Source organism: Cobetia sp. MM1IDA2H-1 (assembly GCF_002916775.2).
GTDB classification, from domain to species: domain Bacteria; phylum Pseudomonadota; class Gammaproteobacteria; order Pseudomonadales; family Halomonadaceae; genus Cobetia; species Cobetia marina.
In genome coordinates, this window is record NZ_CM133225.1 from 2359370 (window position 1) to 2382921 (window position 23552).

The window sequence follows — 23552 nt, forward strand, 5'->3', positions numbered from 1 at the left end:
GCAGCAATGTCGGCGGGCTTTGCTGGTTCTTAAATCAGGGTGATTGAATTGAAAGATAACGAGATGCCAGCACCTGACCACAGCGATGCTGACGAGATGATGGCGCAAGCCGATACTGGCGCACGCGCGCCCGTCGGGCAATTCAACAAGAAAGTGCTCTGGGGCATACCGTTGCTCTGGTCCCTTTTCCAGCTCTGGATAGCCTCCCCTTTCCCTTATCAGTTAGGCGTTTTCGTACTTAATAGTGCTCAAGCGAGATCAGTGCATCTTGCCTTCGCGGTCTTCCTTGCCTTCACGGCCTTTCCGACCCTCAAGCGCAGTCCTCGGGACACCATCCCCTTGCTGGATTGGTTGATCGCTTTGATTGCAGCCGGTTGTGCGTCCTATCTGTACTTCTTCTGGACCGAGCTGGGCGCCCGAGCCGGGGCACCGACAATTTTAGACCTCAGCGTTGCATGCCTGGGCATCATCCTGTTGCTTGAAGCGGCACGGCGCTCATTGGGCTTCCCGCTCATGGCAGTCGCGGCGGTCTTCCTCGCTTATGTCTTCTTTGGTTCCTCGCAGTACGTCCCCGAGGTCATCCAGTGGCGTGGCGCCAGCGTCGAACGCGCCATGAGTCATCTGTGGCTGACCACAGAAGGCGTATTCGGTGTGGCCCTGGGGGTTTCCACCGGCTTCGTATTCCTGTTCGTGCTGTTCGGAGCGTTGCTCAACAAGGCCGGCGCCGGCAACTACTTCCTGTCCTTGGCCTTCGCATCACTCGGGCACCTGAGAGGCGGCCCAGCCAAGGCAGCCGTCATCGCCTCTGCTGCCACGGGGCTGATTTCTGGCTCGTCCATCGCCAACGTAGTCACCACCGGCACTTTTACCATTCCGCTGATGAAACGCGTCGGATTTTCGCCTGCCAAGGCTGGCGCCATCGAAGTGTCCTCCTCCATCAATGGCGTGCTGACCCCCCCAGTGATGGGTGCCGTCGCCTTCCTCATGACAGAGTATGTCGGCATTTCCTATGTGGAAGTGGTAAAGACTGCCATTCTGCCGGCCGCCATCTCCTACATCGCTCTGCTATATATCGTGCACCTTGAAGCCGTCAAGATGGGCATGAAGGGCACCAGCAGTCGCAGCCCGCTGAAGGTACTGGTATCCACGGTCTTCATGATCTGCAGTGGCATCGTGATTGCCGGGGGCGCCCTGTGGACAGCCGGGCAGGCCGTCGATCTGCTTGAGCACGTGATTGGCGATGCTGCCGTCTGGGTGACGTCCGCCATCTTCCTTGCCATCTATGTACTTGCCGTACGCACTAGTTCCGGGGTTCGCGAACTTGAGCACTCCCTGCAGAGCATGGAATCACTGCCTTCCACCAAGGAAATCTTCAAGAGCGGCCTTCACTACTTGATGCCGATCTTCCTGCTCATGTATCTCTTGATGATCGAGCGCAAGTCCCCGGGCTTCTCGGCGTTCTGGTCGTCCATGTTCATGCTGCTGATCCTGATTACCCAGCAACCCATGAAAGCCTTCTTCCGTGGTGAGTCAGATGTGCTCAAGGGTGTGAAGGTCGGCTATCACGAAGCCCTGGAAGGCATGATCGAAGGGGCGCGCAACATGATCGGCCTGGCGTGTGCGATGGCGGTGGCCGGCATCATCGTCGGCTCCGTCACCCTCACCGGTATCGGCCAGGTAATGGCGGAGTTCGTCGAATTCCTCTCTGGCGGCAACTTGCTGCTGATGCTGGTCTTCGTCGCGCTGATCTCCATCGTGCTGGGCATGGGTCTGCCAACCACTGCCAACTATATCGTGGTGTCATCGCTGATGGCCGGTGTGGTGGTGGAACTGGGTGCCCAGAATGGTCTGATCGTGCCGCTGGTCGCGGTACACATGTTCGTTTTCTACTTCGGAATAATGGCGGATGTCACGCCACCGGTGGGGCTTGCCAGTTTCGCCGCCTCCGCCATCTCGGGGGCCGACCCGCTGAAGACAGGCTTCCAGGCCTTCTTCTATTCGATCAGAACCGCACTGCTGCCCTTCCTGTTCATCTTCAATACGGACTTGCTGTTGATCGACGTTAGCTGGTATCACGCCATCTTCGTGTTCATCGTGGCCACCATCGCGATGCTGGTGTTCGCCTCGGGCACCATGGGATATTTCGTGACGCGTTCGCGCCTGTGGGAATCCGCCTTGCTTGTCGTCATCGCGCTCACCCTGTTCCGCCCGGGCTTCTGGCTTGACCAGGTGCAACCGGCCTGGAATGAGCAGTCTCCCCAGCAGATCTTCACGCTGGCACAACAAGGCAAAGCCAACAGCAATCTGCGGGTCGGCATGGAAGGCATGAGCCTGGATGGCAGCTTCGTCTCATCCACCTACCTGCTTCCCTTGGGCGCCAAAGGCCCCTCCGGTGAAGCACGCCTGGCACAGGCAGCGGGGGTGGATCTGATCAATCAGGAAGGTGACATCATTGTCGACAATATCGCCTTCGGCGGCCCGGCGGAGTCCAAGGGGATCGACTTTGACTGGAAGGTCACCAAGGTGGAAGTCATGAATGATCGACCGCCCAAGGAGATCTTCTTCATCCCGGCACTGCTGCTTCTGCTGTTCGTCTTCTGGAACCAGAAGCGCCGCGCCCGCAACGAGCCTGACCTGGAGGATGCTGGCACAACGGCACGGCCCGTCTGATGACGCACGTCTCATGATAGTTTGAAGTCACCGCTGGAACGCAAGGCCCACCCATGAAAATGGGTGGGCCTTTTCATGGCAGGTGTACAAGAAATTGTCGAAAAAAAGCTCAGCCCTTCTTGCCTGTCCAATACACATGCGTACTGGCACGCAGGTCCTCATAGGAGCGAATGCGTTGCTGGGCGGCGTCTCCACCTTCGGCCACGAGTATGCCGATGAGCGTCTCGATGATCGCTAGCATGCCGGTATAGCAGGCCAGATGATGCGTGGAATGCACCGAGGCTATCAGGGTTTCATCTGCGACCAGATCCGACGAGACGATTTCGCTGTCCGACAGCAGAATCAATCTTGCGCCCTTGTGCAGCGCAAACTGGCAGGCCTCGATGGTCTCCCGCGAGTATGGTGTCACGGTGATCGCGATCAATACATCACCCGGGCCTGCATTGTTGAGGTCATCCGTGGCGCTGTTCATGTGCCGCGGTATCAATTGCAGCGCCGGTAGTGCCATGCGACCGACGTAGTGGAAGTACGAGGCCAGCGAGTAACTGGCGCGCATGCCCATCAGGTAGACATTCTCGGCCTTGAGCAACAGCTGAGTGATGCGATGAAGACTGTCAGGATCGAGATGCTCCAGTGAACGTTGCACGATCGCCATGCCATTGCGAGCGGTGGCAGCCTGAACCTTGCCGAGCTCGCCGTGTTGCTGCAGCTCTTCTATCCAAGTGGGCTGATCACCTCCCCCTGTGGTCGATACCAGCGCCTGACGAAAGGGCTCACGCAACTCATCGAAGGTCTTGAAACCCAGCTTTTCCGCCAGCCGAATCAGCGTATAGGTGCTGACCCCCGCCTTGCTGCCGGTTTCCCTGATCGGGTCCAGCCCGAAGTCCGAGGGGTGGTCGAGGATATATTTCGATGCCTGACTCAGCCCGCGTGGCAACTCTGGAATGATGCGCTTGATATCAGCGACGATATGATTTTTCAGCCCGGGATTCATACACGAACACCTCTTTTTCACGCACCAGAAAAACACAAACGTTATTATATTGGCATTATTGACTAAATTTGTTTTGGATGCAAAAGTTGGTTCATTGCAGAGCCTGAACACACAACAGACAAGACATATCAGGAGCCCAGATGGCCAACTCACTCCCTTCACATGCATCTGTCGTCGTCATCGGCGGCGGCATCATGGGATGCTCGACTCTCTATCACCTGGCAAAGATGGGGGTGACGGACGCCATCCTGCTGGAACGTAATGCCCTGACATCAGGCACCACCTGGCACTCCGCAGCACAGGTCCGCGCGCTGCGTAACTCGCAGAATCTGACGCGCATGATCCAGTACTCGGTGGACCTGTACTCGAGCCTGGAAGCAGAGACCGGCCAGTCCGTCGGTTGGATTCAGAAGGGCTCGCTGTCGATTGCCACCAATCCGGGCCGTCTGACTCACGTCAAACGCCAGGAAGCGTTGGCACATGCCTATGGGATCGAAGCGACCTCCATCTCCGGTGCCGAGGCCAAGGAACGCTGGCCACTGATGAACGCCGATGATGTGCTGGGGGCTGTCTGGTCACCGGATGATGGTCGCGTGTCGCCTTCTGATGTGTGTGCCGCGCTGGTCAAGGGCGCCAGGAATCGTGGCGCGAAGATCTTCGAGCGTACCGGTGTCACGGGCATCATCACCGAGAACGGGCGCGTGCGGGGCGTCGAGACAAGTCAGGGCACCGTGATGTGTGATGCCATCGCACTGTGTACCGGCCTGTGGTCACAGGAAGTCGGTAAGATGGGGGGCGCTGAAGTGCCGGCACTGGCGTGCGAACACTTTTATCTGCTGACCAAGCCTATCGATGGCATCGTCGGCAACACCCCGACCCTTTCTGATCACGACAATCACCTTTACATGCGTGATGACTCCGGCGGCCTGCTGGTCGGGTGCTTCGAGCCGATGGGCAAGCCGATTGCACCAGGTGTGTTGAACGAGACCTTCGAATTCGGTTTGCTGCCGGAAGACTGGGATCACTTCGAGCCGATGATGCTCAACGCAATGCACCGTCTGCCTGCGCTCGAGAATGCCGAAGTGAAGATGCTGCTCAACGGTCCAGAAAGCTTCACCCCTGACGGCAACTTCATGCTCGGCGAGACGGCCGAGACCAAGGGCCTGTTCCTGGGCTGCGGCATGAACTCCGTGGGTATCGCCTGTGGCGGCGGCGCGGGAATGAATCTGGCCTACAGTATCGTCCACGGCCATACCGCTTATGACCTGAGCGAAGCCGATGCCAAGCGTTTCGCCCCGACCTTCAACAGTGTCGAGCACCTGATGGCACGTGCCCCGGAAATTCTCGGCACGCACTACGACATCGCCTATCCGGGCAAACAGCTCAAGACCGCACGCGACCTGCGTCGCCTGCCGCTGGACGCGCATTATCGCAAGGCCAATGCCTACATGGGGCAGTTCTATGGTTGGGAGCGTCCACTGTACTTCGGCAGCACCCAGACACCGGAACTCAAGTTCGAACGTCCCGATTGGTTCGAGAACGTCAAGCAGGAAGTCATGGCAGCTCACGAACACGCTGCCATCTTCGATGCCTCACCCTTTGGCAAGATCGATGTCCAAGGCACTGATGCCGAAGCCTTCCTACGCAGGGTGTGTGCTGGTCAGGTCGGCCGCGCCCCGGGCGCCGTGATCTACTCGGCCATGCTCAACGAGCGCGGCACGTTCGAGTCTGATATCACCGCACAGCGCATTGCCGATGACCACTACCGCCTATTCGTGGGTACCACGGCCATCAAGCACGACCTGACCTGGCTGATGCGCAACTCGGAAGGCTTCGACATCACCCTGACCGACACGACCGAAACCTATGCGGTTCTCGGGCTGATGGGCCCGCAAGCCGCCGATATCGCCCGGCAATGTGGTGCAACCGCCATGGACGAGATCGGCTACTTCAAGCATGCCGAAGTCGAGATTGCCGGTATCACGGCACGCGCGGCACGCATGTCCTACGTAGGGGAAGCCGGCTGGGAAATCACCTGCCAGAGTGCTGATACCGTCAAGCTCTTCGAGGCACTCACTGCAGCGGGTGCTACCCCGGCCGGTATGTTTGCCCAGTCCTCGATGCGTATCGAGAAAGGCTTCTGCGCCATGGGACACGAACTGGACGGCGACGTTACACCGGTAGAGGCCGGGCTGGACTTCGCCACCCGCAAGAGCGGTGGCTACATCGGTGCAGAAGCTGTCGATGCCGCGCGTGCCAAGTGTGACCACTCCCATGTCGTATCGCTAACATTGTCCGATGAGATGGCCGTGCCTCTGGGCCATGAGCCGGTCTACCTGGACGGCAAGATCGTCGGCAAGACCACGTCATGTGCCTTTGGCTACCGCGTCGGCAAGCCCATCGCGCTGGCGCACACCACAGAACAGCTCAAGGATGGCCAGCATGTCCAGATCGATATTGCCCGCCAGCTGTTCGATGCCATCGTGACTCTCGGGCCGCTGTTCGACCCGACAGGCGAGCGCATGAAGGTCTGATCCACGAGTGAGCCGTGGTGCCAGAGACTGGCGCCACGGCCCTCCCCCTGTCTTTCAGCGAGTCTGGTGTATTTCCATCCTGCTGCCGTTCTGGCGCTGGAAGATCCCCAGACTCTCCCTGTTCTTGCATCCCATTACCTGTCGACGTCATCGCGATGCCAGCGCCACCTCAGGGCTTGCGAGATTGGCGACACCGGGAATACACGAGGTTACCGATGAAGAAGATACTGGTCCCGATCAAACGAGTGATCGATTACAACGTCAAGGTACGCGTCAAGGCAGACGGAACTGGCGTTGATCTCGCCAACCTGAAGATGTCCATGAACCCCTTCGACGAGATTGCCGTCGAAGAAGCGATTCGCTTGAAGGAGAAGGGCGCTGCCGAAGAAGTCGTGGTGGTCTCGATTGGCGTCAAGCAGGCACAGGACACCCTGCGTACCGCGCTGGCCATGGGGGCTGACCGCGCCATCCTGGTAGTGACGGGGGATGACGTGCAGCAGGACGTAGAGCCGCTGGCCGTCGCGAAGATTCTCAAGGCACTGGTCGAGCGTGAAGGCCCCGACCTGGTACTGGCCGGCAAGCAGGCCATCGACAACGACATGAATGCTACCGGTCAGATGCTGTCTGCGCTGCTGGGCTGGAGCCAGGCCACCTTTGCTTCCGATCTGGAAGTCGAGGCCGACAAGGCCAGGGTCACGCGCGAAGTCGACGGTGGCTTGCAGACCCTTGAAGTGCCGCTGCCGAGCATCGTGACGGTCGACCTGCGCATGAACGATCCGCGCTTCGCCTCGCTGCCCAACATCATGAAAGCCAAGCGCAAACCCCTGGAAACATTGAGCAGTGAGGACCTTGGTATCGATATCCGCCCGCGTCTTGCGATCCTGAATACCGAAGAGCCTCCTGCCCGTCCCCCAGGTGAGCGTGTCACCTCAGTGGTGGAGCTGGTAGATAAACTCAAGACTGAAGCAGGGGTGATCTGATGAGCATTCTGGTACTAGCTGAAATCAATGATTCGACTCTCGCACTGGATGCCACCCAACGCGCCGTCACCGCCGCCACACAGCTCGGTACCGTCACGCTGCTGTGTGTCGGCCACGGGATAGAGCAGGCTGCCGTTCAGGCGGCAACCATCAACGGTGTCAGCGGCGTGATCCAGGTCGAAGACGCTGCTCTAGCCCAGCGCCTGGCAGAGCCGACAGCCGCCCTGCTGGCTGACATCGTCAAGGGCTACACACATCTATTGGCACCGGCAACCAGCGATGCCAAGAATATCCTGCCGCGCGTTGCCGCCCTACTTGATGTGATGGTGATCGCAGACATCATCTCCATCGATAGCACTGATACCTTCCGTCGTCCCATCTACGCCGGCAATGCTATCCAGACCGTTCAGTCATTGGATGCCATCAAAGTGCTGACCGTACGCACCACCGCCTTTGAGCCGGCCCCTTGCAACCAGCAGGCATCTATCAAGACAGCGACCACACCAGAATTGCCGGTGCTGTCTGCCTGGATCGAGAACAGCGTCTCAAGCACCGAACGCCCGGACCTCGCCTCCTCCAAGGTCGTGGTGTCCGCGGGACGTGGTATTGGTTCCGCAGAGAACTTCAACATCATCAATCAACTGGCCGACAAACTGGGCGCCGCCGTCGGTGCATCACGTGCCGCCGTGGACGCCGGCTACGCACCTAATGATTGGCAGGTCGGCCAGACGGGAAAGGTCGTGGCACCGGATCTCTACATCGCTTGCGGTATTTCTGGCGCCATCCAGCACCTGGCAGGCATGAAAGATTCCAAGGTCATCGTCGCCATCAACAGTGACGAAGACGCCCCCATTTTTCAGATTGCCGATTATGGCCTGGTGGCTGATCTCTTCGAGGCCGTCCCCGAATTCTCGGAGCAGGTCTGATGGCCACTAATCTGACAGAGAAACCGCGACACTCAGCACAGCTCATCGATGGTCGCCGAAGCGCGGCGCGACTGCAGGAACGCGTTGCCACTGACGTAGTAACGCTCAAGAAAAGCTCAGGCATCACGCCTGGGCTGGCCGTGGTGCTGGTCGGAGAAGATCCGGCCAGCGAAATTTATGTCAATCACAAGATTCGACGCACCACGGACGTCGGCATGATCAGTCTGTGTCACCGCCTGCCTGTCGACACTACCGAAAAGATGCTTCTCGAATTGATTGCCGGACTGAACACTGACATTGACGTACACGGTATTCTGGTGCAGTTGCCATTGCCGGCCCATCTCGACCAAGGCCGCATCATCGAGACGATTGCTCCGGAGAAGGATGTCGATGGCTTCACCGCCTTGAACATCGGTCGGCTCGTCAATCGGCAACCAGGGTTGGTGCCCTGTACACCACTGGGCTGCATGACGCTGCTCAAGGAAACGGTGACGGAACTGCGCGGCAAGGTGGTGGCCGTGGTCGGCTGCTCCAATGTTGTGGGCAGGCCGCTGATTCAGCTACTGCTCAAAGAGGACTGCTCGGTATTGGTACTGCACCGCTACAGTCGTGATACCGCAAAAATGGTAAGGACCGCCGACATCGTCGTCGTGGCAGCGGGTTCTCCCGGCTTGGTACGCGGGGATTGGCTCAAGCCTGGCGCGGTGGTCATCGATGTGGGCATCAATCGTATCGAGACCGATGATGGCACGACACGCATCGTTGGCGATGTCGCCTTCGAGGAAGCACTCGAGGCGGCCTCTGCCATTACGCCGGTGCCCGGCGGAGTCGGCCCGATGACCATTGCATGCCTGCTGGCCAATACCTTGACCGCTTGCCAGCGACAGATTGGCGCCTGAAAAGAAGCAGGTTTGGGCGGAATGCTACCCGCGTAGCCCTCGACTGCCACACTTTCACTACAGATGTTTTCGCTCAAGCGCCCTATGCGCTGACGAAACATAGTGTCATGACGCTACCCAGAAGAACGCTAGCTAGAAACCATTGCAACAAGCTCAGCACAATTTCATCACACGTCAACGACAAGCTCTCGACAACAGCACAAGAATAAAGGACACATCTCATGTCTCGTTATTGCCTGACAGTGACCTGCCCTTCAAGGCGCGGAATCGTTGCAGCCATCTCCGCTTACCTGTCAGAAAATGGGTGCACGATCACTGATAGCGCCCAGTTCGATGACCCGGACACCGACCGCTTCTTCATGCGCATCAGCGCCGTGGCGGAAACTGGAGTCACGCATGATGCACTGCTCAAGGGCTTTGTCCCGATCGCCGAAGAGTTCTCCATGCAGTGGGGAATCCACGGCGAAGACGAGAAGATGAAAGTCCTGCTGATGGTCTCACGCCATGGTCACTGTCTGAACGACATCCTGTATCGCACGCGGATCGGCTCGCTGCCAATCGAGATCGTCGGTGTGGTGTCCAACCATCACGACTATCAGAAACAGGTGGTGAACCACGACATTCCCTTCCATCACATCAAGGTCACCAAGGACAACAAGCCGGAAGCAGAGGCTCGTCTGATGGCGGTGGTCGAGGACAGCGACGCCGAACTGGTAGTACTAGCGCGCTACATGCAGGTGCTCTCGGATGAATTTTGCAAGAAGATGTCGGGTCGTATCATCAACATTCATCACTCCTTCCTGCCCTCCTTCAAGGGAGCCAATCCCTATCTTCAGGCCTATCAGAAAGGCGTGAAGCTGATTGGTGCCACCTCGCATTACGTGACCGCAGACCTGGATGAAGGACCGATCATCGAGCAGGAAACCACTCGGGTCACCCACGGCCAGTCGGCCGCAGATTATGTGAGTCTGGGCCGAGAGGTCGAATCTTCCGTACTGGCGCGCGCCATCCACGCACACGCCAATCGCCGAGTCTTCCCGAATGGCCCCAAGACCATCGTCTTCCCGCCGTCCCCGGGAAGCTATGCCTCTGCCCTTTCGTGACCTGAGGTCGCCTGATCGGCCTGGCTGACAATCAAGCCAACTGCATCACAGATCAATAGCCACTGACAGCTAGCCAATGTCAGATAGCCAATGTCAGATAGCCAACGACAACAACAACGGAGACACAGACCGTGTCACAGCGTGAAAGTATCGAGTACGACGTGCTCATCGTAGGGGGTGGGCCGGCAGGATTGTCTTCGGCCATTCGCCTCAAGCAACTCGATCCGCAGCTCTCGGTAGTGGTGCTGGAAAAGGGCTCTGAGATTGGTGCCCATGTTCTCTCTGGCGCAATCCTGGACCCGTCAGGACTGGATGCGCTGTTGCCGGACTGGCGCAAAATGGCGTCTCCTATTAAGACCGAGGTGACATCCGACACCTTCATGCACTTGGGCGAGAGAAGCCAACGGACGCTGCCCAGCGTCCTGATGCCCGGCATGCTGCATAACGAGGGCAACTATATCGTCTCGATGGGCAATGTCTGTCGATGGCTGGCCGAAATCGCCGAGAGCATGGAAGTAGATATATTCCCGGGTATGGCCTGCTCCGAATTGCTGTGGCAGGGTGAGCGTGTCTCTGGTGTGGTAGCCGGTGAGTTCGGCCTGGCCAGTGACGGCACTCCCGGCCCAACCTATGAGCCGGGCATGGAAGTGCATGCCAAATACGTCTTTCTTGCCGAAGGCGCACGTGGCTCACTCTCCAAGCAGGTCATTGCACACTTTGAGCTCAGTAAGGAATCCCAGCCGCAGAAGTTCGGGCTGGGACTAAAGGAAATCTGGGACATCGACCCCACCAGGCACAAGGAAGGCACGGTCACACACACCATGGGGTGGCCGCTGGATCGCAAGACTGGCGGTGGATCCTTCATTTATCATGCCGAGAATCATCAGGTGTTCATTGGCTTCGTCGTGCACTTGGATTATGCCAACCCATACCTGTCGCCCTACAACGAATTCCAGCGTTTCAAACAGCATCCGATGGTGGCCAATTTACTGGAAGGCGGTAAACGCGTTGCCTATGGCGCCCGTGCAATTTCCGAGGGAGGCTACCAGTCGATTCCCAAAGTCACTTTCCCGGGCGGCGTACTATTGGGATGTTCTGCCGGTCTGGTCAACGTGCCGCGGATCAAGGGCAATCACAACGCCATACACTCCGGCATTGCGGCAGCCGAGTCAGCGCATGCCGCCATCAAGGCCGGGCGCGCCGGTGATGAATTGCTCGACTATGAAACCACACTGCGCGAAGGCCCTGTAGGCAAGGACTTGAAGCCTGTGCAGAACGTAAAACCACTCTGGTCACGCTTTGGGCTGATCGGTGGACTGGCGCTGGGGGGGCTGGACATGTGGTGGGCTTCGCTGGTCGGCAAACCGCTGATGGGCTCGCTGACGCATCGCAAGAATGATGCCCAGGCGACCGGCAAGGCAGCGAACTTCACGCCAATCCAATACCCCAAGCCGGATAACACGCTGAGTTTCGATCGTCTCACCAACGTGGCGTTCTCAGCGACCAATCATGTAGAGAGTCAGCCCAGCCACCTGGTCCTGCGCGATGCAACGATCCCTATCGCTGTCAATCAGCCGCAGTTTGCCGAGCCATCCCAGCGTTATTGCCCGGCAGGCGTCTATGAGGTCGTCGAGCAAAGCGAAGGCAAGCTTGCCTATCAGATCAACTTCCAGAACTGCTTGCACTGCAAGACCTGTGATATCAAGGACCCCAGCCAGAATATCACCTGGAATACCCCACAAGGGGGTGATGGTCCCAACTACCCTAATATGTAACCCATACGCTTCCTGAGAAGGCAAGTTGACCAATTTCTCGTCTGATGGATTACAAGTCTTGCTCCCCGAAAAGCCAGTCAGCGGCGTCACTGAATTGATACCGAAAACGTACAAACATCAGCCCATCAGGCAGAAATTGTACCAGCAACACCGATAGGGCCGGCAAGGAACATGGCGCGATCAGCGACTCCACATCCGATCTCGAATTCTCATATCTGCGGTAGCTCCTAGCTGTAGGGTGCCGGATGATCGGATTTCACAACGAAGCTATCCTTTGTTAGCCTCGCGTGAGCTTATCAAGCAATTTATTCAGGAAAGGCTTCATGGACATCAAGCTGCATAAGCAAGCGACGACGACACCGAAAATTCGTGCCGACATCCAAGCAGCTCCTGCCGGTATGACCAACAAAGATCTTGCTCGTCAGTTTGGGGTCAGCGTCTCAACTATCCAGCGCTGGCGTCATCGTGATGATGTCCTGGATCGTTCCCACACACGTCATAACCTACTGGCGACTCTGACCTCAGAGCAGGAAGAGATAGTCATCGCCGCTCGTGAGTTACTACGGCTGGGACTCGATGATCTACTTGTCGTTGCTCGTGAATTCCTGAACCCCAAACTGTCACGTTCCGCGCTTCAGCGCATGCTCAAACGGCGTGAAGTGCCAACTCTCGCCAAGCTGGCACGTCGAGACGCGGAAGGCGTCGAGAAGCCTAAGCATCGGCCTTTCAAGGATTATGAGCCCGGGTATGTGCACATAGATATCAAACATCTGCCCCAAATGCCTGACGAAGATCACAAGCGTTATCTCTACGTCGCGATTGATCGTGCCACTCGGTGGGTGTATCTGGAGGTCAGATCAAGTCAATCTGCAAAGGATGCCCGGGCGTTCATGAAGCGTGTGGAAGAGGAGGCTCCCTTCACGATTCGAACCGTGCTCACGGACAATGGTAAATCCTTTACCGATCGCTTCACCGTGGGCGGCGAGCGTAAGCCCAGTGGGCATCATCTTTTCGATCAGGAATGTCAGAACCATGGCATTGAGCATCGACTGATCAAGCCAGGCAGACCCCAAACGAACGGAATGGTGGAGCGCTTCAATGGGCGTATCTGCGATGTGCTGGCGACTCGGCGCTATGACTCAAGTGAGGATTTAGAACAGACTCTCGAGCGGTATTGCTGGTTATACAACCACCATATTCCTCAGAAGGCACTACACCACAGGGCACCTGTTGCAGCAATGAAGGAGTGGCAGGCCGAACGACCGGAGCTGTTTACCCAGACTGTAATCAATCAGGCGGAACCCGACACCTAGCCAAGCTCACTAGAGGCGAGTAAGCATCTCAGTCACTATAGCAAGTGCCGATGACTGGTCCAAGACGGCCTGAGACGTGTGACAACCGATGTCCGCTTCGGATAACAAGTCGCTGATTTAGCGTCGAAACCCGCACCCTGCCAGTCTTCTGGCGGGGTGTTATTGTCTTGGGACACCCGCCGAGAGCCGATTTATGACCATGACCCCTTCCCCCATCACCTGTCGCACCTTTATTGATGACTTCGCGCGCGGCATTGATGAAATGGTAGAGATGCCGCTGGCAGATGCCCGCGAGCGCTATGAACAACTGTGCCAGCAACTTGGCGCGCCGCTCGCCGAGGGCGTCACGACCCACGAGGATCACGTCGAGATCGCCGGCCGCGCGACGCCACTGCGCCTGCGCCACTTCATCCCGGAGGTGGCACGCAAGGCGGAAGGCAACCTGCCGGCGCCGGTGGTGTTTCTGCACGGCGGGGCCTGGCAAATAGGCTCGCCGGAGAGCCATCAAGGCATCGCCTCCAGCCTGGCCGCCCAGCTGGGTCGTGAGGTGGTCAGTGTCGATTATCGCCTGCTGCCGGAAGCCAACTATCAGGACGCACTGGCGGATTGCCTGGCGACCATCGAGCACCTCTCCGCCAGAGTCGAACCGGTGGCCATCGTCGGTGACAGCGCCGGCGCTCGACTGGCGATGGATGTGGCGCGCCGACTCGATACCGAGATGCCCAACATCGGCCTGCAAGGCACACGCATGCAAAGCCTCGGCACCCACGGCGCGGAAATGGAGACGGCCCATCATCAGGAGCATCCGGCCCCCGACAAGCCTACAAGCTATGTGCTGGGGCTGATCTACCCGCCGATGGACCCGGTCTTCGTGCTGGCCAAGGAGAACGAGTTCGCGCTGGGCTCGGATGCGCCGCTGCTCGGCCGCGATGAAGTGGTCAGCATGTGGCTGACCATCGCTGAGGGCGACCGCTCAGTCAGTTACTCGCCCTCGCCGGCCCATTCCCAGCAGCCGCCTGCACGCCAGATCGAAGTACTGGCCGCCGAGCATGACCCGCTGACGCAACCGCTGGAGGCAGCGGTGGATGTCTGGCGCTGGCGCGGTGCCGATGTCGGTTATCGCAGTGCACGCGGCATGGTGCATGCGGCGCTGCATGCGCATCACGCGCTCCCCGAGATGCAGCACGCCTGGCAGGCCTTCTGTGAAGCCCTCGATCGGCGCCTGTGCACCCTGGACTAGCGAAAGCCCCTCACGCACACAAACGCCCAGCCACGATAGTCGTGACTGGGCGTTTGTGTATCTGGTGACCGACATAGCTGACGGCAGATATAGCTGATTACTGAAAAGCTCGGTGACCACCGCTTGAGCGTCTAGCCGTCGGTCAAGTCTTCAGGCTGGCCGGTGACATGAAGCGCAGCTCGATGGCGACCGGGCACTGACGGATGCGCTGATGCCACTCCTGCTCCAGCCGCTCGCGCGTCATGTCCTGAGATGAATCGTCCGTCAGCACGACCACGACAATCAGTCTGAAATTGGCGTCCAGGGTGCGGTCCGCTAGCAGCGCTTCGTAAAGCAGACTTTGCAGCACCGTCTGCGCTCTGGCGTAGTGCTTGAGCACCTTCACTTCAATGAACGTGAAGGGGGCACTTTCTCCCTCGAGCAACGCATCGAAGCAGGCATCGGTCTCGCCCACACGCACATGCCGCGTCATCGCGCCGCTTGAACCGCCGCCCGCAGTGGAGGACTCCTGCATCTGACGCAGCACCGCATCCTTCAGCTGGGTCAATTGCTGGCGATGATGATCCAGGTGCTCGGCACGGGATAACGGCGCCCTCTCATCGGTGCTGTCCTGCGGGCTCAACAGCTGAGCGACATCGGCATCGCCGACGGCCTGCCCGCAATCCTCAGCAACGGCTGACATCGGAGTCTCGGCTCCTGCTCCACCCTGCTGCCAATCACTCTCCCCCAGCGACTCCTGCACCTCGCGAGTCAGACGCTGCTCCTGCTCGGTTGGCGATAGCGTTCGCATGAAGGAGCGGTCCTTGTCGTAATCCCCCGGCGCATACAACTTACCGTGATGATGGGTCACGAGACGATAGAACACCGCCAGCACCAGCAGCGGAAACACCACGATGAAACCGATCAACGGCCAACGCTCCGCCACCGTCAGCGTCTCGGCCGCCGAATTCAGCAGCAGACTCGCGAAGCCATAGATCAACGAGATGAACAACGCGATGATCCCCAGCGGGTTCCGCGCCAACTGCCTGGCATATTTCATGAACTGCATACACGCTCCATTCCTTGGGGCTTACTGAGGATATCCTCATGCAATGGGGGCGAGCAGCCTGATAATGCAAGAGGCCAGCCTCACCACTGCATCACGATGAATGTCAGGGTCATCACGCCGATGGCGACCAACCAGGCACCCAGCACACGTTGGGCGATGACGAAAGCCGTCTCGGGGAGCAAACGCCCGGCCAAGGCAAGCATTCCCCAGCCGGCGACAACGATGAGGAGTATGGCCATCATCACGCCCAGCAGTATTGCCACAGGGGGAGTGGCCACGTCATGCCCGACGAACAGCAGGGCGACCACCAACCCCGACAACGTTGCCGGGACATGCGCCATCAGCGCCCTGCCCCACAGCGTGCGCAGCGGTAGATGAATCGACACCAGCGAGGCCGTGACGATCGCTAAACCCACCACTGCCATAACCAGCGAATCCGGCGCGTACAGCGCCACCACGATTCCCAGCACCATGGCATTGATCAGACGCAGGACACCGCGCAGCCACTCGCCAGTCGTGAAGCGGCTCTGACAGGCAACGCCCACCAGACTGGCCGTCATCAGCAGATAAATAATCACCGGACTTCCAGTGGCGGCGCGAACACCCAACAGCCATTGATCCCACATCATCATGCCAGGGCCTCCATCAGGAAGTAGACGCCCAACAGCGCCGTCACTGCGCCCAACACCCGCAGCAACACGCCCTGACGAAAGCGCTCTGCCACTACGCCCACGCCGATACCGGCGGCATGCAGACTGCCGGTGGCCAACATGAAACCCATCGCGAAGGCGAAGGGATCAGAGGCCAGGGGCAATTCCGCCCCGTGGGCGTATCCATGACAGATCGCGAACACCGAGACCACCAGACAGGCGAGCCACAGCGGTAATGCGACCCGCCACACGATGAAGGCGCCGAGTATCAGTGCGGAAAGCGCGATACCGATCTCGATGCCCGGCAGCGCCAGACCCACGATGCCGACCACGCTGCCCAGCGCCATGATCATCGGGAAGACGACCGGCAGCAGCCAAGTGGCGGGCCGCCTCAGAATCACGCCCCACAGGCCCACCGCCACCATGGCCGTGAAGTGATCAAGCCCCGTCAGAGGATGTAAGAAGCCCGCGGCAAAGCCACCGACCGAATCGGTATCGACATGGGCATGCGCAGCCCCGGAGAACATGACCAGCAACAGGCCCAGACGGGAGATGGCTGTCCGCGTGAGCCGCGGCGCCGAAAAGCGGGTGAACGTCATGAGGTAACAATCCTTCGGTGAAAAGCATGAAGCCTCGCGGCAATGCAGGTCTCTCGCATGGCCGCAGGACTTCTTCATACAGCACGCTATTTCATGCAACGCTTATGCTCAGGCAGTCCGCGCGACTGTCGGCAAGGTGGCGCGCCAAGCTGCCACCCCAAGCTTTCACTCAATAGCCTGATGAACATCCGCCTCTACTGCTCAATGGATGCCTGAGACGGGGCCTCTGACGGCTGATCAGACTCCGGGCGATCAGACGTGCCCTTCTCCGGCCCACCCGGGCCAGGGCCCTGGCCCGGTATACGCGGCGAGCCGATGCCCATGCTGGCCGTGGTCACGAAGTTGTCCTTGGCGACCACGCCCTTGAGGCACTTGGGCAGATTCGGGAACTCGTCGGTGGCGTGATAGTGGTACTCGCCCTCGGGGTGGCGCTCTGTGGGGCCGAAGTGCCCATTACAGCTGTCGAGGTCCGTCGGGACGCTGCCGCCGGAATCCTGGGTGCCGAACATCGGATAGCCATCGAAGGCATAGGCGAACTGTGCGGTATGGCTTTGTGGCAACTGACAGTGGGCATCGACACCGTGCTCATCATAGAGGGTGTCGATATCGGTCGCCGTGGCATGCCAGTGATACCAGCCACCGGGGTCGACATGCCCGCCACAGGTATCCAGCGCCGGCAGGTTGCCGGTGTCCAGCACTGATGGGGCGTCAGCGAAGATCGGCACGCCATCCAGGGCAAGACCGATCTTGGCGACGGTGCCTAGGGGTGTGGGCTCGTCAGCCTCCACCGGTTGGAGGGGCAGCAGTACGGTCATCTCGACGCTCTCATCCTCGGCCACGTTGAGACAGTTGTTGGCCTCGACCAGCGTCTTGCTCAGATCCGTCATGATGTGAAGCGATTCGTCATCATCATAGAAATGGAAACCGAGCGTATCGAGCATCTCGAAGAAGGCACGATCCAGACGATAGAGCCCCGGATTCTCGCCATCCCAGTCCCAGATACCCCCCTCATCATCCAAAGATGGCGGGCAGAACGGGCCGGTTTTGAGGCCATCCGGCTTGTACTTGACCACCAGACGGATGCACTGGGACTGCGTGCCATTTTCCAGCGTACAGCTCACCGTTTCAGGGGCTTTCACCAGTGCGGCCGAAGAGAATTGGCTCGGCACGACTTCAGCGTGAGCCGCGCCGGCCATGAGCATTGCGACCGATGCTGACAGTACTGAAGCAGACCGTACTGAAGCGGGCAAGCGTGCCTTGTGCCGCAAGGCAGCTGCACGATGAGGAGATGTGAAGGTCATTCAATGACTCCTGAGATGACGCTTGAGCATCGCGGTAAGCGCAAGATGTCACCGCGACAGAAAGGGTGAGTCAATCAGAACGCATGCAAAAGAGCAGCGCTTCAGTCAACAATCAAGCACTGACAACCGGCAGCCCACAGACAGCAATGCCCGCCCTCTAATTCCATGCAACATCATCAGAATGGCGGGCGAAGCATTCACGGTGCATGCGGCGCAGGCGCCTTCAGCCTCAGCGTTCCGCTGGGCCGCCCGGCGGCTTGGCACCCACGGGCAGACAGGCAAGACCTTCACCGCCATCGGCCGGCGCGTCACCTGATGCACCCGGGCCAGGGCCGCCCTCAGGCGGTGCGATGCACTGACCGGGGATCAGATCCTGCTGACCTTGCACCTGAATCTGACATTGGTCTCCCACCTGCTTGGCAATACATGCCTCCAATGCTTCCTGAGGCGGCTTACCGCGCGGCGGTTGCTGCGCCGCACTCACGGCACTAACTGCCAGCAGGGCGCCGGTGGTGGCAAATATTGCACCGCTGCGGGCGATAGCCTGACTCACGCCAGAGAGACCAGAAAGCTTCATCATGCTCGTTCCTTGTGTATTCGTGCGGATCAACGCAGGGTGCCGCCAGAGTGTGCAGGCAATATGTCAAAAAGCCGCAACCACGCCGACAACCCCGGAGCACCCTCTGCACTCGCAAGGACTCCCCCATACACACAAGAAAGGCCTTCGGCCTCACGCCTCGTCGTGAGGCTTTTGCCCTTCAGGCCCGCCCTCGGGCGGCCCACCTGCCGGGCGTTCATCTGCCTTGCAGACCGCATCCGGTGAGTCGAGCGCACAGCCGATCTCGCCCTTGAAGCAACCTAGAATCTCGTTCTTCTCGGCACTGTTGCCGTGATAGTGATAGCCGATCCCTGCGGCGACGTGACCGCTGCAGGCATCCAGCTCGGCCTTTTCAGCATCCTCACCGGTCAGCTTGGCCAGGATCGGGTAACCGTCCATCGCGAAGCCGATCATCGGGGCATCCGCTTCAGACTTCTCCTGCTTGGGGCTACAGCCATTGGCACCGTGGTAGTGATAGCCCACGTGCAGATTGACGTGCCCGCCGCAATCGTCGAACGGGGCCAGAGTATGGGCAGCGAGAATGGCATCCTGCGGCGCTGCGGCATCGAATCTGACGCCGTTGAAGGCGATACCCCGTGGGCCTGGCGTGCGCCCTGTCGCCTCTTCCTGACGAGCAACAGGCATCAATGGCAGTACATAGGTGGTCTCGACGACCTCATCCATGTATTCCGTGCGGCATTCCACGCAGTAGTTGTTGTACTCCTCGGCCACATCCGGCCGCGCCGCCTGATCACACGCGGTTCTGGTATCGGTGACGTGCACCTTGCCGGTGTCCTCATCGAACAGCTGCCACTCGGGGTCATCATAGAAAGTGGCCAGATTCTCGATGAAGGCACCATCGACATCGTATTGCTTGCCGTCGCGCACCCAGATGCCGCCTTTCTCGGCACCATCCGCGATATTGCCGGGACACCAGGGGCCCATTTGATCAGCGGCCAGCGAGTTCTTGAGCGTGATGCTGAAACATTGGGTATCGGTACCGCCGGACAGCGTGCAATCCACTACCTCGGGGCCTGCGACGATGCTGTCGGCATCGAACATCGACTTGAGGGTAGCCAGGCGCTCGCTCATGTCGGTGCCGTGGGCCACGGCGGTCGTGGAAGCCATCAATGCGATGGCGCTCCCCAATAGCAGCTTGCTTGTCAGATGCTTCATTCCCCATCCCCTTGTCATTGCGAAAGTCGCTCTCATACCTCTGCAGGCCACACGCAGCTATCACTCACCCGCGGCAAACGCCGGCTGAAACCTCGTACTTTATCCAGCACAAGACGCACCCTGTCCGACAGCATGACATCTCAAGGCGAAGATACCCGCTTTCTGGCAGCCTTTCCCATCAGATCAGGTTTTTGACACGCGGGTATGACAGCCGCATGAGGGCCACCGACAAAAGCCATTGATAAGAGCCGATCGCACGCAAGGTGGCACACGAACTTGCAGCAATTGTTGAAAGCATCGCCAGTGTGTTTAAAGCAGCATCTTTGGCCAGGCCTCAGCGCGTCTGGCGCGGGGAGTGCCCGAAGTGATTGCGGTAGGCACGAGAGAAGCTGGAGCTGGAGGTAAAACCGCTCGACAGCCCGACCGAGAGAATATCGAGGTCGGTTTCCTTGAGCAGGTGCCGCGCCCGCTCCAGGCGCAGCCGCAGGTACCAGGCTCGCGGCGAGGTGGAAAGCTCCTGCTCGAACAGGCGCTGCAACTGTCTGAGCGAGATGCGACAGCGTCGGGCCAGCTCCTCCAGCGACAGGGGGGTGTCCAGATGCTGCTCCATCAAGGCGACGGCATCGACCAGCTGGCGCTTGTGAGTGCCGAGTCGCCGCGCCAGCGTCATGCGCTGCTGATCGGTACGCGTCCGCATGCGGTCATGGACAAGCTGCTCGGAGACATCGACTGCTAGGGCCGTGCCGTGCCGCCGGGCAATCACGTCCAATGCCATGTCCATCGCCGCCGCTCCCCCGGCACACGAGAAACGCCGTGCGCCCAGCTCGAACAATTCATCCGAGGTGCTGATGGCAGGGAAACGCTCGCGAAACGACGGCAGACTCTCCCAGTGCAGCGTGACGCGCTCACCATTGAGCAGTCCGGCCGCGGCGAGCAGGAAGCACCCGGTATCCAGCCCGCCCAGCACACAGCCACCGGCATCGAGGCGATTCAGCCAGCCAGTGAGAGCGCGATTCAGGTGAGCTTCCGGCTCGAAGCCACTGCATACCGCAAGCGAAGGCAGCGAGCGGATATCCAGAATGCTGTGATCCGCCACCAGCGTCATGCCACTCGATGCCGTGACCGGCTGGCCATCCTCACTGATCAGCAACCAGCGAAACAGCGGCTTGCCGCTGATGCGATTCGCGATGCGCAACGGCTCCACCGCCGCGAAGAAGGCCATCATCGAAAAACGCGGCAGCAGCAGAAATCCGATCGTTTCGGGCAAGGGGCCGGAATAGTCGAGACGCATGACGCGAGAGCCTCCGTGACAGGGAAAGAGAGGTGTCATGGGTCATCACCCGAGAGCGTGACATGACGACGACCGTCAAAAATGACGCATTACGTTAACAATAATTCGCCTGACGACAAAACAGACTGTTGAAATTTACCTGTCGTCGAGACTTCACCATGCCGCCTCCCGGGCATCCCCGGGGCCTCAGTACGAGCGCCTGGCGATCATGTCGCGGTGATTCGCGTCCCGCTTGCCCGACCCGCTTCTGGCCTAGCGTGATTTTTCCAGAAGCTGTAGCCATCAAAAACAATTCCATCCATAATATATCGTAATGTTATTAGGCAGTTAGCCAAGAACTGCTCTTTCCAAAATGCGCTCCTCATCTCTTCTCGTTGCCAATACGACAACAATAATGGTGCCGGATGAGCGGTCGATATCCCCGATGCCTCGACCGAGACAGGGATCGCTGGCCCTTTGACCAGCTCGAACAGGAGTTACTGCGTGACCCCTTCCCAATCCGACCCCGCGTCCTCTCCCGATTCCACGAATACCGCCCCTCTGCCCTATCCCGACGCCAGTTCCAGCGTGCAGGTCGAGACCTCAGGCTGGCTGACCGGCATGCACAAGGGCATGACCCTGACCTCAGCGGGCCTGCTGCTGCTCTTCGTCCTGGCCACGGGCCTGGCACCCGACATGTCCGCGAGTCTGTTCGGCGCCGCCCGCGCCTGGATCGAGTCCACCTTCGGCGCCTATTATCTCGTCACCATCGTCGGACTGATCGGGCTGTGCATCGCCCTGGTGTTCTCTCCCTGGGGCAACCTGCGCCTCGGCGCACCGGACAGTCGTCCCGAATTCTCACGCTTCACCTGGGTCTCGATGCTGCTCTCGGCAGGCGTCGGCATCGGCATCCTGTTCTTCGGGGTCGCCGAGCCGCTGTTCTACTTCGATGACTCCGGCGGCTTCGGCTACCCGAACAACCCCCACGCGGACCTCGCCGGCCACACCGCCATGACCCATGCGCGCGCCGTGGATGCGCTCAAGCTGGCCTTCTTCCACTGGGGCCTGCATGGCTGGGCGGTCTATGTGATCGTCGGCATGACCTTGGCCTACTTCGCCTATCGCCGCGGCCTGCCGCTGGCACTGCGCTCCGCGCTGTATCCGCTGATCGGCAATCGCATCTATGGCCCCATCGGCCACGCCGTCGACATCATGGGGGTACTGGGCTGCGTGTTCGGTATCGCCACCTCGCTGGGCCTGGGCGTCAGCCAGATCGCCGTCGGCCTCAATCGCCTGACCGGGCTGGATTCCGGCATCTACACCCAGGTGGTGCTGATTGCCGTGATCTGCGCCATCTCCATCGCGTCTGCCGTCTCGGGGGTCAGCCGGGGTATCCGCATCATCTCCGAACTCAACGTAGGCGTCTCCGTCATCGTGGTGGGCAGCTTCCTGATCGGGGGGCCGACACTGTGGTTGATCAGCATGTTCGGCGAGACGCTGGTCTCCTATGTGCGTGACGTCATTCCCATGGGCCTGTGGGTGGCGGGCACGCCGCTGGAACGCGACTGGCAGGATGCCTGGACCATCTTCTACTGGGCCTGGTGGCTGGCATGGGCGCCGTTCATCGGCCTGTTCATCGCCCGTATCTCCAAGGGCCGCACCGTGCGCGAATTCGTGCTGGGCGTGCTGATCGCACCGCCGCTGATCATCTTCATCTGGCAGGCGCTGTTCGGTGGCACCGCGTTGCACCAGGAACTGACCGCAGCCCTGGGCCCGGGAACCGGCGAACTAATGGGCATGATCCGCGACTGGAACCTGCCGGAGGCGCTGTTCGCCACGGCGGATACACTGGTGGCCAATGACACCCTGAGCGTCATCCTGTCCTCACTGCTGATCTTCCTGCTGATCAGCTGGTTCGTGACCAGCTCCGACTCCAGCACCCTGGTCATCACCACCATCCTGTCGATGGGCGATGAGGAGCCGCTGGCGCGCCACCGGATCTTCTGGGGCGTCTGCATCGGCTCGGTCGCTGCCGTCCTGTTGATGGCCGGCGGCCTGAAAGCCCTTCAGACCGTGCTGATGGCGGCGGCATTGCCGGTCAGCCTGGTCATTCTGCTCATGACACTGGGTCTTCTGATCGCCCTGATCGAGGAATCGCGCATGGCGCTCAAGGCACGTCGCCGCGCCTCCTCCGACACGGGCCTGAATTGATCCGCCGGTCAGTCTGACCGATGCCGGTCACGGCTCCTGCCATGACCTGATGCCGGCACCCGCATGACACCAATCCCCGCTTGAGGCCACAAGGCCCGGCGGGGATTGGCGTTTCTGGCTCCCGGACATCCTCTTCCAGCCTCTCTCGGAGGGCCCCTGAGCGCCGAGGCACTGCAGGCTTCCAGCGAGAAAATATCCGAAAAGCCGGCCTGACGCTTGCCGCATGACGCGTTCAGCTAACTGGACTTCGTTTGGGGAGAAAATG

General features: G+C 59.7%; 18 protein-coding genes. 10 read left to right on the forward strand and 8 right to left on the reverse strand.

Features of this window, described 5'->3' with window-relative positions:
* Positions 1-63 precede the first annotated feature (63 nt).
* Entirely contained in the window at positions 64-2670 is a 2607-nt protein-coding gene (locus BOH68_RS10065; RefSeq protein WP_077371151.1) for a TRAP transporter permease, read from the forward strand.
* Between the two features lie 109 nt (positions 2671-2779).
* Here the strand turns inward: BOH68_RS10065 and BOH68_RS10070 are convergent, their stop codons facing one another.
* Positions 2780-3664, reverse strand: a complete 885-nt coding sequence (locus BOH68_RS10070) for a MurR/RpiR family transcriptional regulator (RefSeq protein ID WP_077371149.1) — start codon at positions 3662-3664, stop codon at positions 2780-2782.
* A gap of 140 nt (positions 3665-3804) precedes the next feature.
* Between BOH68_RS10070 and BOH68_RS10075 the strand changes: the two genes are divergently transcribed.
* The 8 genes from BOH68_RS10075 to BOH68_RS10110 all read left to right on the forward strand — a co-directional run bounded on the left by BOH68_RS10075 (position 3805) and on the right by BOH68_RS10110 (position 14434).
* Entirely contained in the window at positions 3805-6198 is a 2394-nt protein-coding gene (locus BOH68_RS10075) for a GcvT family protein (RefSeq protein ID WP_077371147.1), read from the forward strand.
* A 215-nt stretch (positions 6199-6413) separates the two neighbouring features.
* Complete coding sequence (locus tag BOH68_RS10080) at positions 6414-7178, forward strand: electron transfer flavoprotein subunit beta/FixA family protein (protein WP_077371145.1); 765 nt, start codon at positions 6414-6416, stop codon at positions 7176-7178.
* Positions 7178-8104, forward strand: a complete 927-nt coding sequence (locus BOH68_RS10085; protein ID WP_077371143.1) for an electron transfer flavoprotein subunit alpha/FixB family protein — start codon at positions 7178-7180, stop codon at positions 8102-8104. Before BOH68_RS10080 ends, BOH68_RS10085 begins: the two co-directional genes overlap by 1 nt.
* Positions 8104-9003 carry a bifunctional methylenetetrahydrofolate dehydrogenase/methenyltetrahydrofolate cyclohydrolase FolD gene (gene folD, locus BOH68_RS10090; RefSeq protein WP_077371141.1) on the forward strand — a complete coding sequence of 300 codons (900 nt, stop codon included), beginning with the start codon at positions 8104-8106 and terminating at the stop codon, positions 9001-9003. Before BOH68_RS10085 ends, folD begins: the two co-directional genes overlap by 1 nt.
* A 221-nt stretch (positions 9004-9224) precedes the next feature.
* Positions 9225-10106: a formyltetrahydrofolate deformylase gene (gene purU, locus BOH68_RS10095; RefSeq protein ID WP_077371139.1), complete on the forward strand. Its 882-nt coding sequence runs from the start codon at positions 9225-9227 to the stop codon at positions 10104-10106.
* A 131-nt stretch (positions 10107-10237) separates the two neighbouring features.
* Positions 10238-11881, forward strand: a complete 1644-nt coding sequence (locus tag BOH68_RS10100) for an electron transfer flavoprotein-ubiquinone oxidoreductase (protein WP_077371137.1) — start codon at positions 10238-10240, stop codon at positions 11879-11881.
* A 323-nt stretch (positions 11882-12204) separates the two neighbouring features.
* Positions 12205-13194: an IS481 family transposase gene (locus tag BOH68_RS10105; protein ID WP_456821146.1), complete on the forward strand. Its 990-nt coding sequence runs from the start codon at positions 12205-12207 to the stop codon at positions 13192-13194.
* Positions 13195-13387: 193 nt separating this feature from the next.
* The gene (locus BOH68_RS10110; RefSeq protein ID WP_139345477.1) at positions 13388-14434 is read left to right on the forward strand and encodes an alpha/beta hydrolase; all 1047 of its coding nucleotides are present in this window, start codon (positions 13388-13390) and stop codon (positions 14432-14434) included.
* 142 nt (positions 14435-14576) lie between these two features.
* Here the strand turns inward: BOH68_RS10110 and BOH68_RS10115 are convergent, their stop codons facing one another.
* From BOH68_RS10115 to BOH68_RS10145, 7 genes are all read right to left on the reverse strand, one after another.
* Positions 14577-15482 (reverse strand): hypothetical protein, encoded by a 906-nt coding sequence (locus tag BOH68_RS10115; RefSeq protein ID WP_077377474.1) that lies wholly within the window; start codon positions 15480-15482, stop codon positions 14577-14579.
* Positions 15483-15562: 80 nt separating this feature from the next.
* Positions 15563-16114, reverse strand: a complete 552-nt coding sequence (locus BOH68_RS10120) for a hypothetical protein (RefSeq protein WP_077377477.1) — start codon at positions 16112-16114, stop codon at positions 15563-15565.
* Positions 16111-16731: a HupE/UreJ family protein gene (locus BOH68_RS10125; protein WP_077377480.1), complete on the reverse strand. Its 621-nt coding sequence runs from the start codon at positions 16729-16731 to the stop codon at positions 16111-16113. Before BOH68_RS10125 ends, BOH68_RS10120 begins: the two co-directional genes overlap by 4 nt.
* A 194-nt stretch (positions 16732-16925) precedes the next feature.
* Positions 16926-17900 (reverse strand): YHYH protein, encoded by a 975-nt coding sequence (locus BOH68_RS10130; RefSeq protein WP_170877451.1) that lies wholly within the window; start codon positions 17898-17900, stop codon positions 16926-16928.
* A gap of 361 nt (positions 17901-18261) precedes the next feature.
* Positions 18262-18612, reverse strand: coding sequence for a hypothetical protein (locus tag BOH68_RS10135; RefSeq protein ID WP_077377487.1), 351 nt, complete (start codon positions 18610-18612; stop codon positions 18262-18264).
* A 150-nt stretch (positions 18613-18762) separates the two neighbouring features.
* The gene (locus BOH68_RS10140) at positions 18763-19806 is read right to left on the reverse strand and encodes a YHYH protein (protein ID WP_170877452.1); all 1044 of its coding nucleotides are present in this window, start codon (positions 19804-19806) and stop codon (positions 18763-18765) included.
* A gap of 334 nt (positions 19807-20140) precedes the next feature.
* Positions 20141-21097 carry a GlxA family transcriptional regulator gene (locus BOH68_RS10145; protein WP_077377493.1) on the reverse strand — a complete coding sequence of 319 codons (957 nt, stop codon included), beginning with the start codon at positions 21095-21097 and terminating at the stop codon, positions 20141-20143.
* Between the two features lie 483 nt (positions 21098-21580).
* Here BOH68_RS10145 and BOH68_RS10150 point away from each other — a divergent pair, with 483 nt between their 5' ends.
* Entirely contained in the window at positions 21581-23287 is a 1707-nt protein-coding gene (locus BOH68_RS10150; RefSeq protein WP_258038303.1) for a BCCT family transporter, read from the forward strand.
* Positions 23288-23552 lie beyond the last annotated feature (265 nt).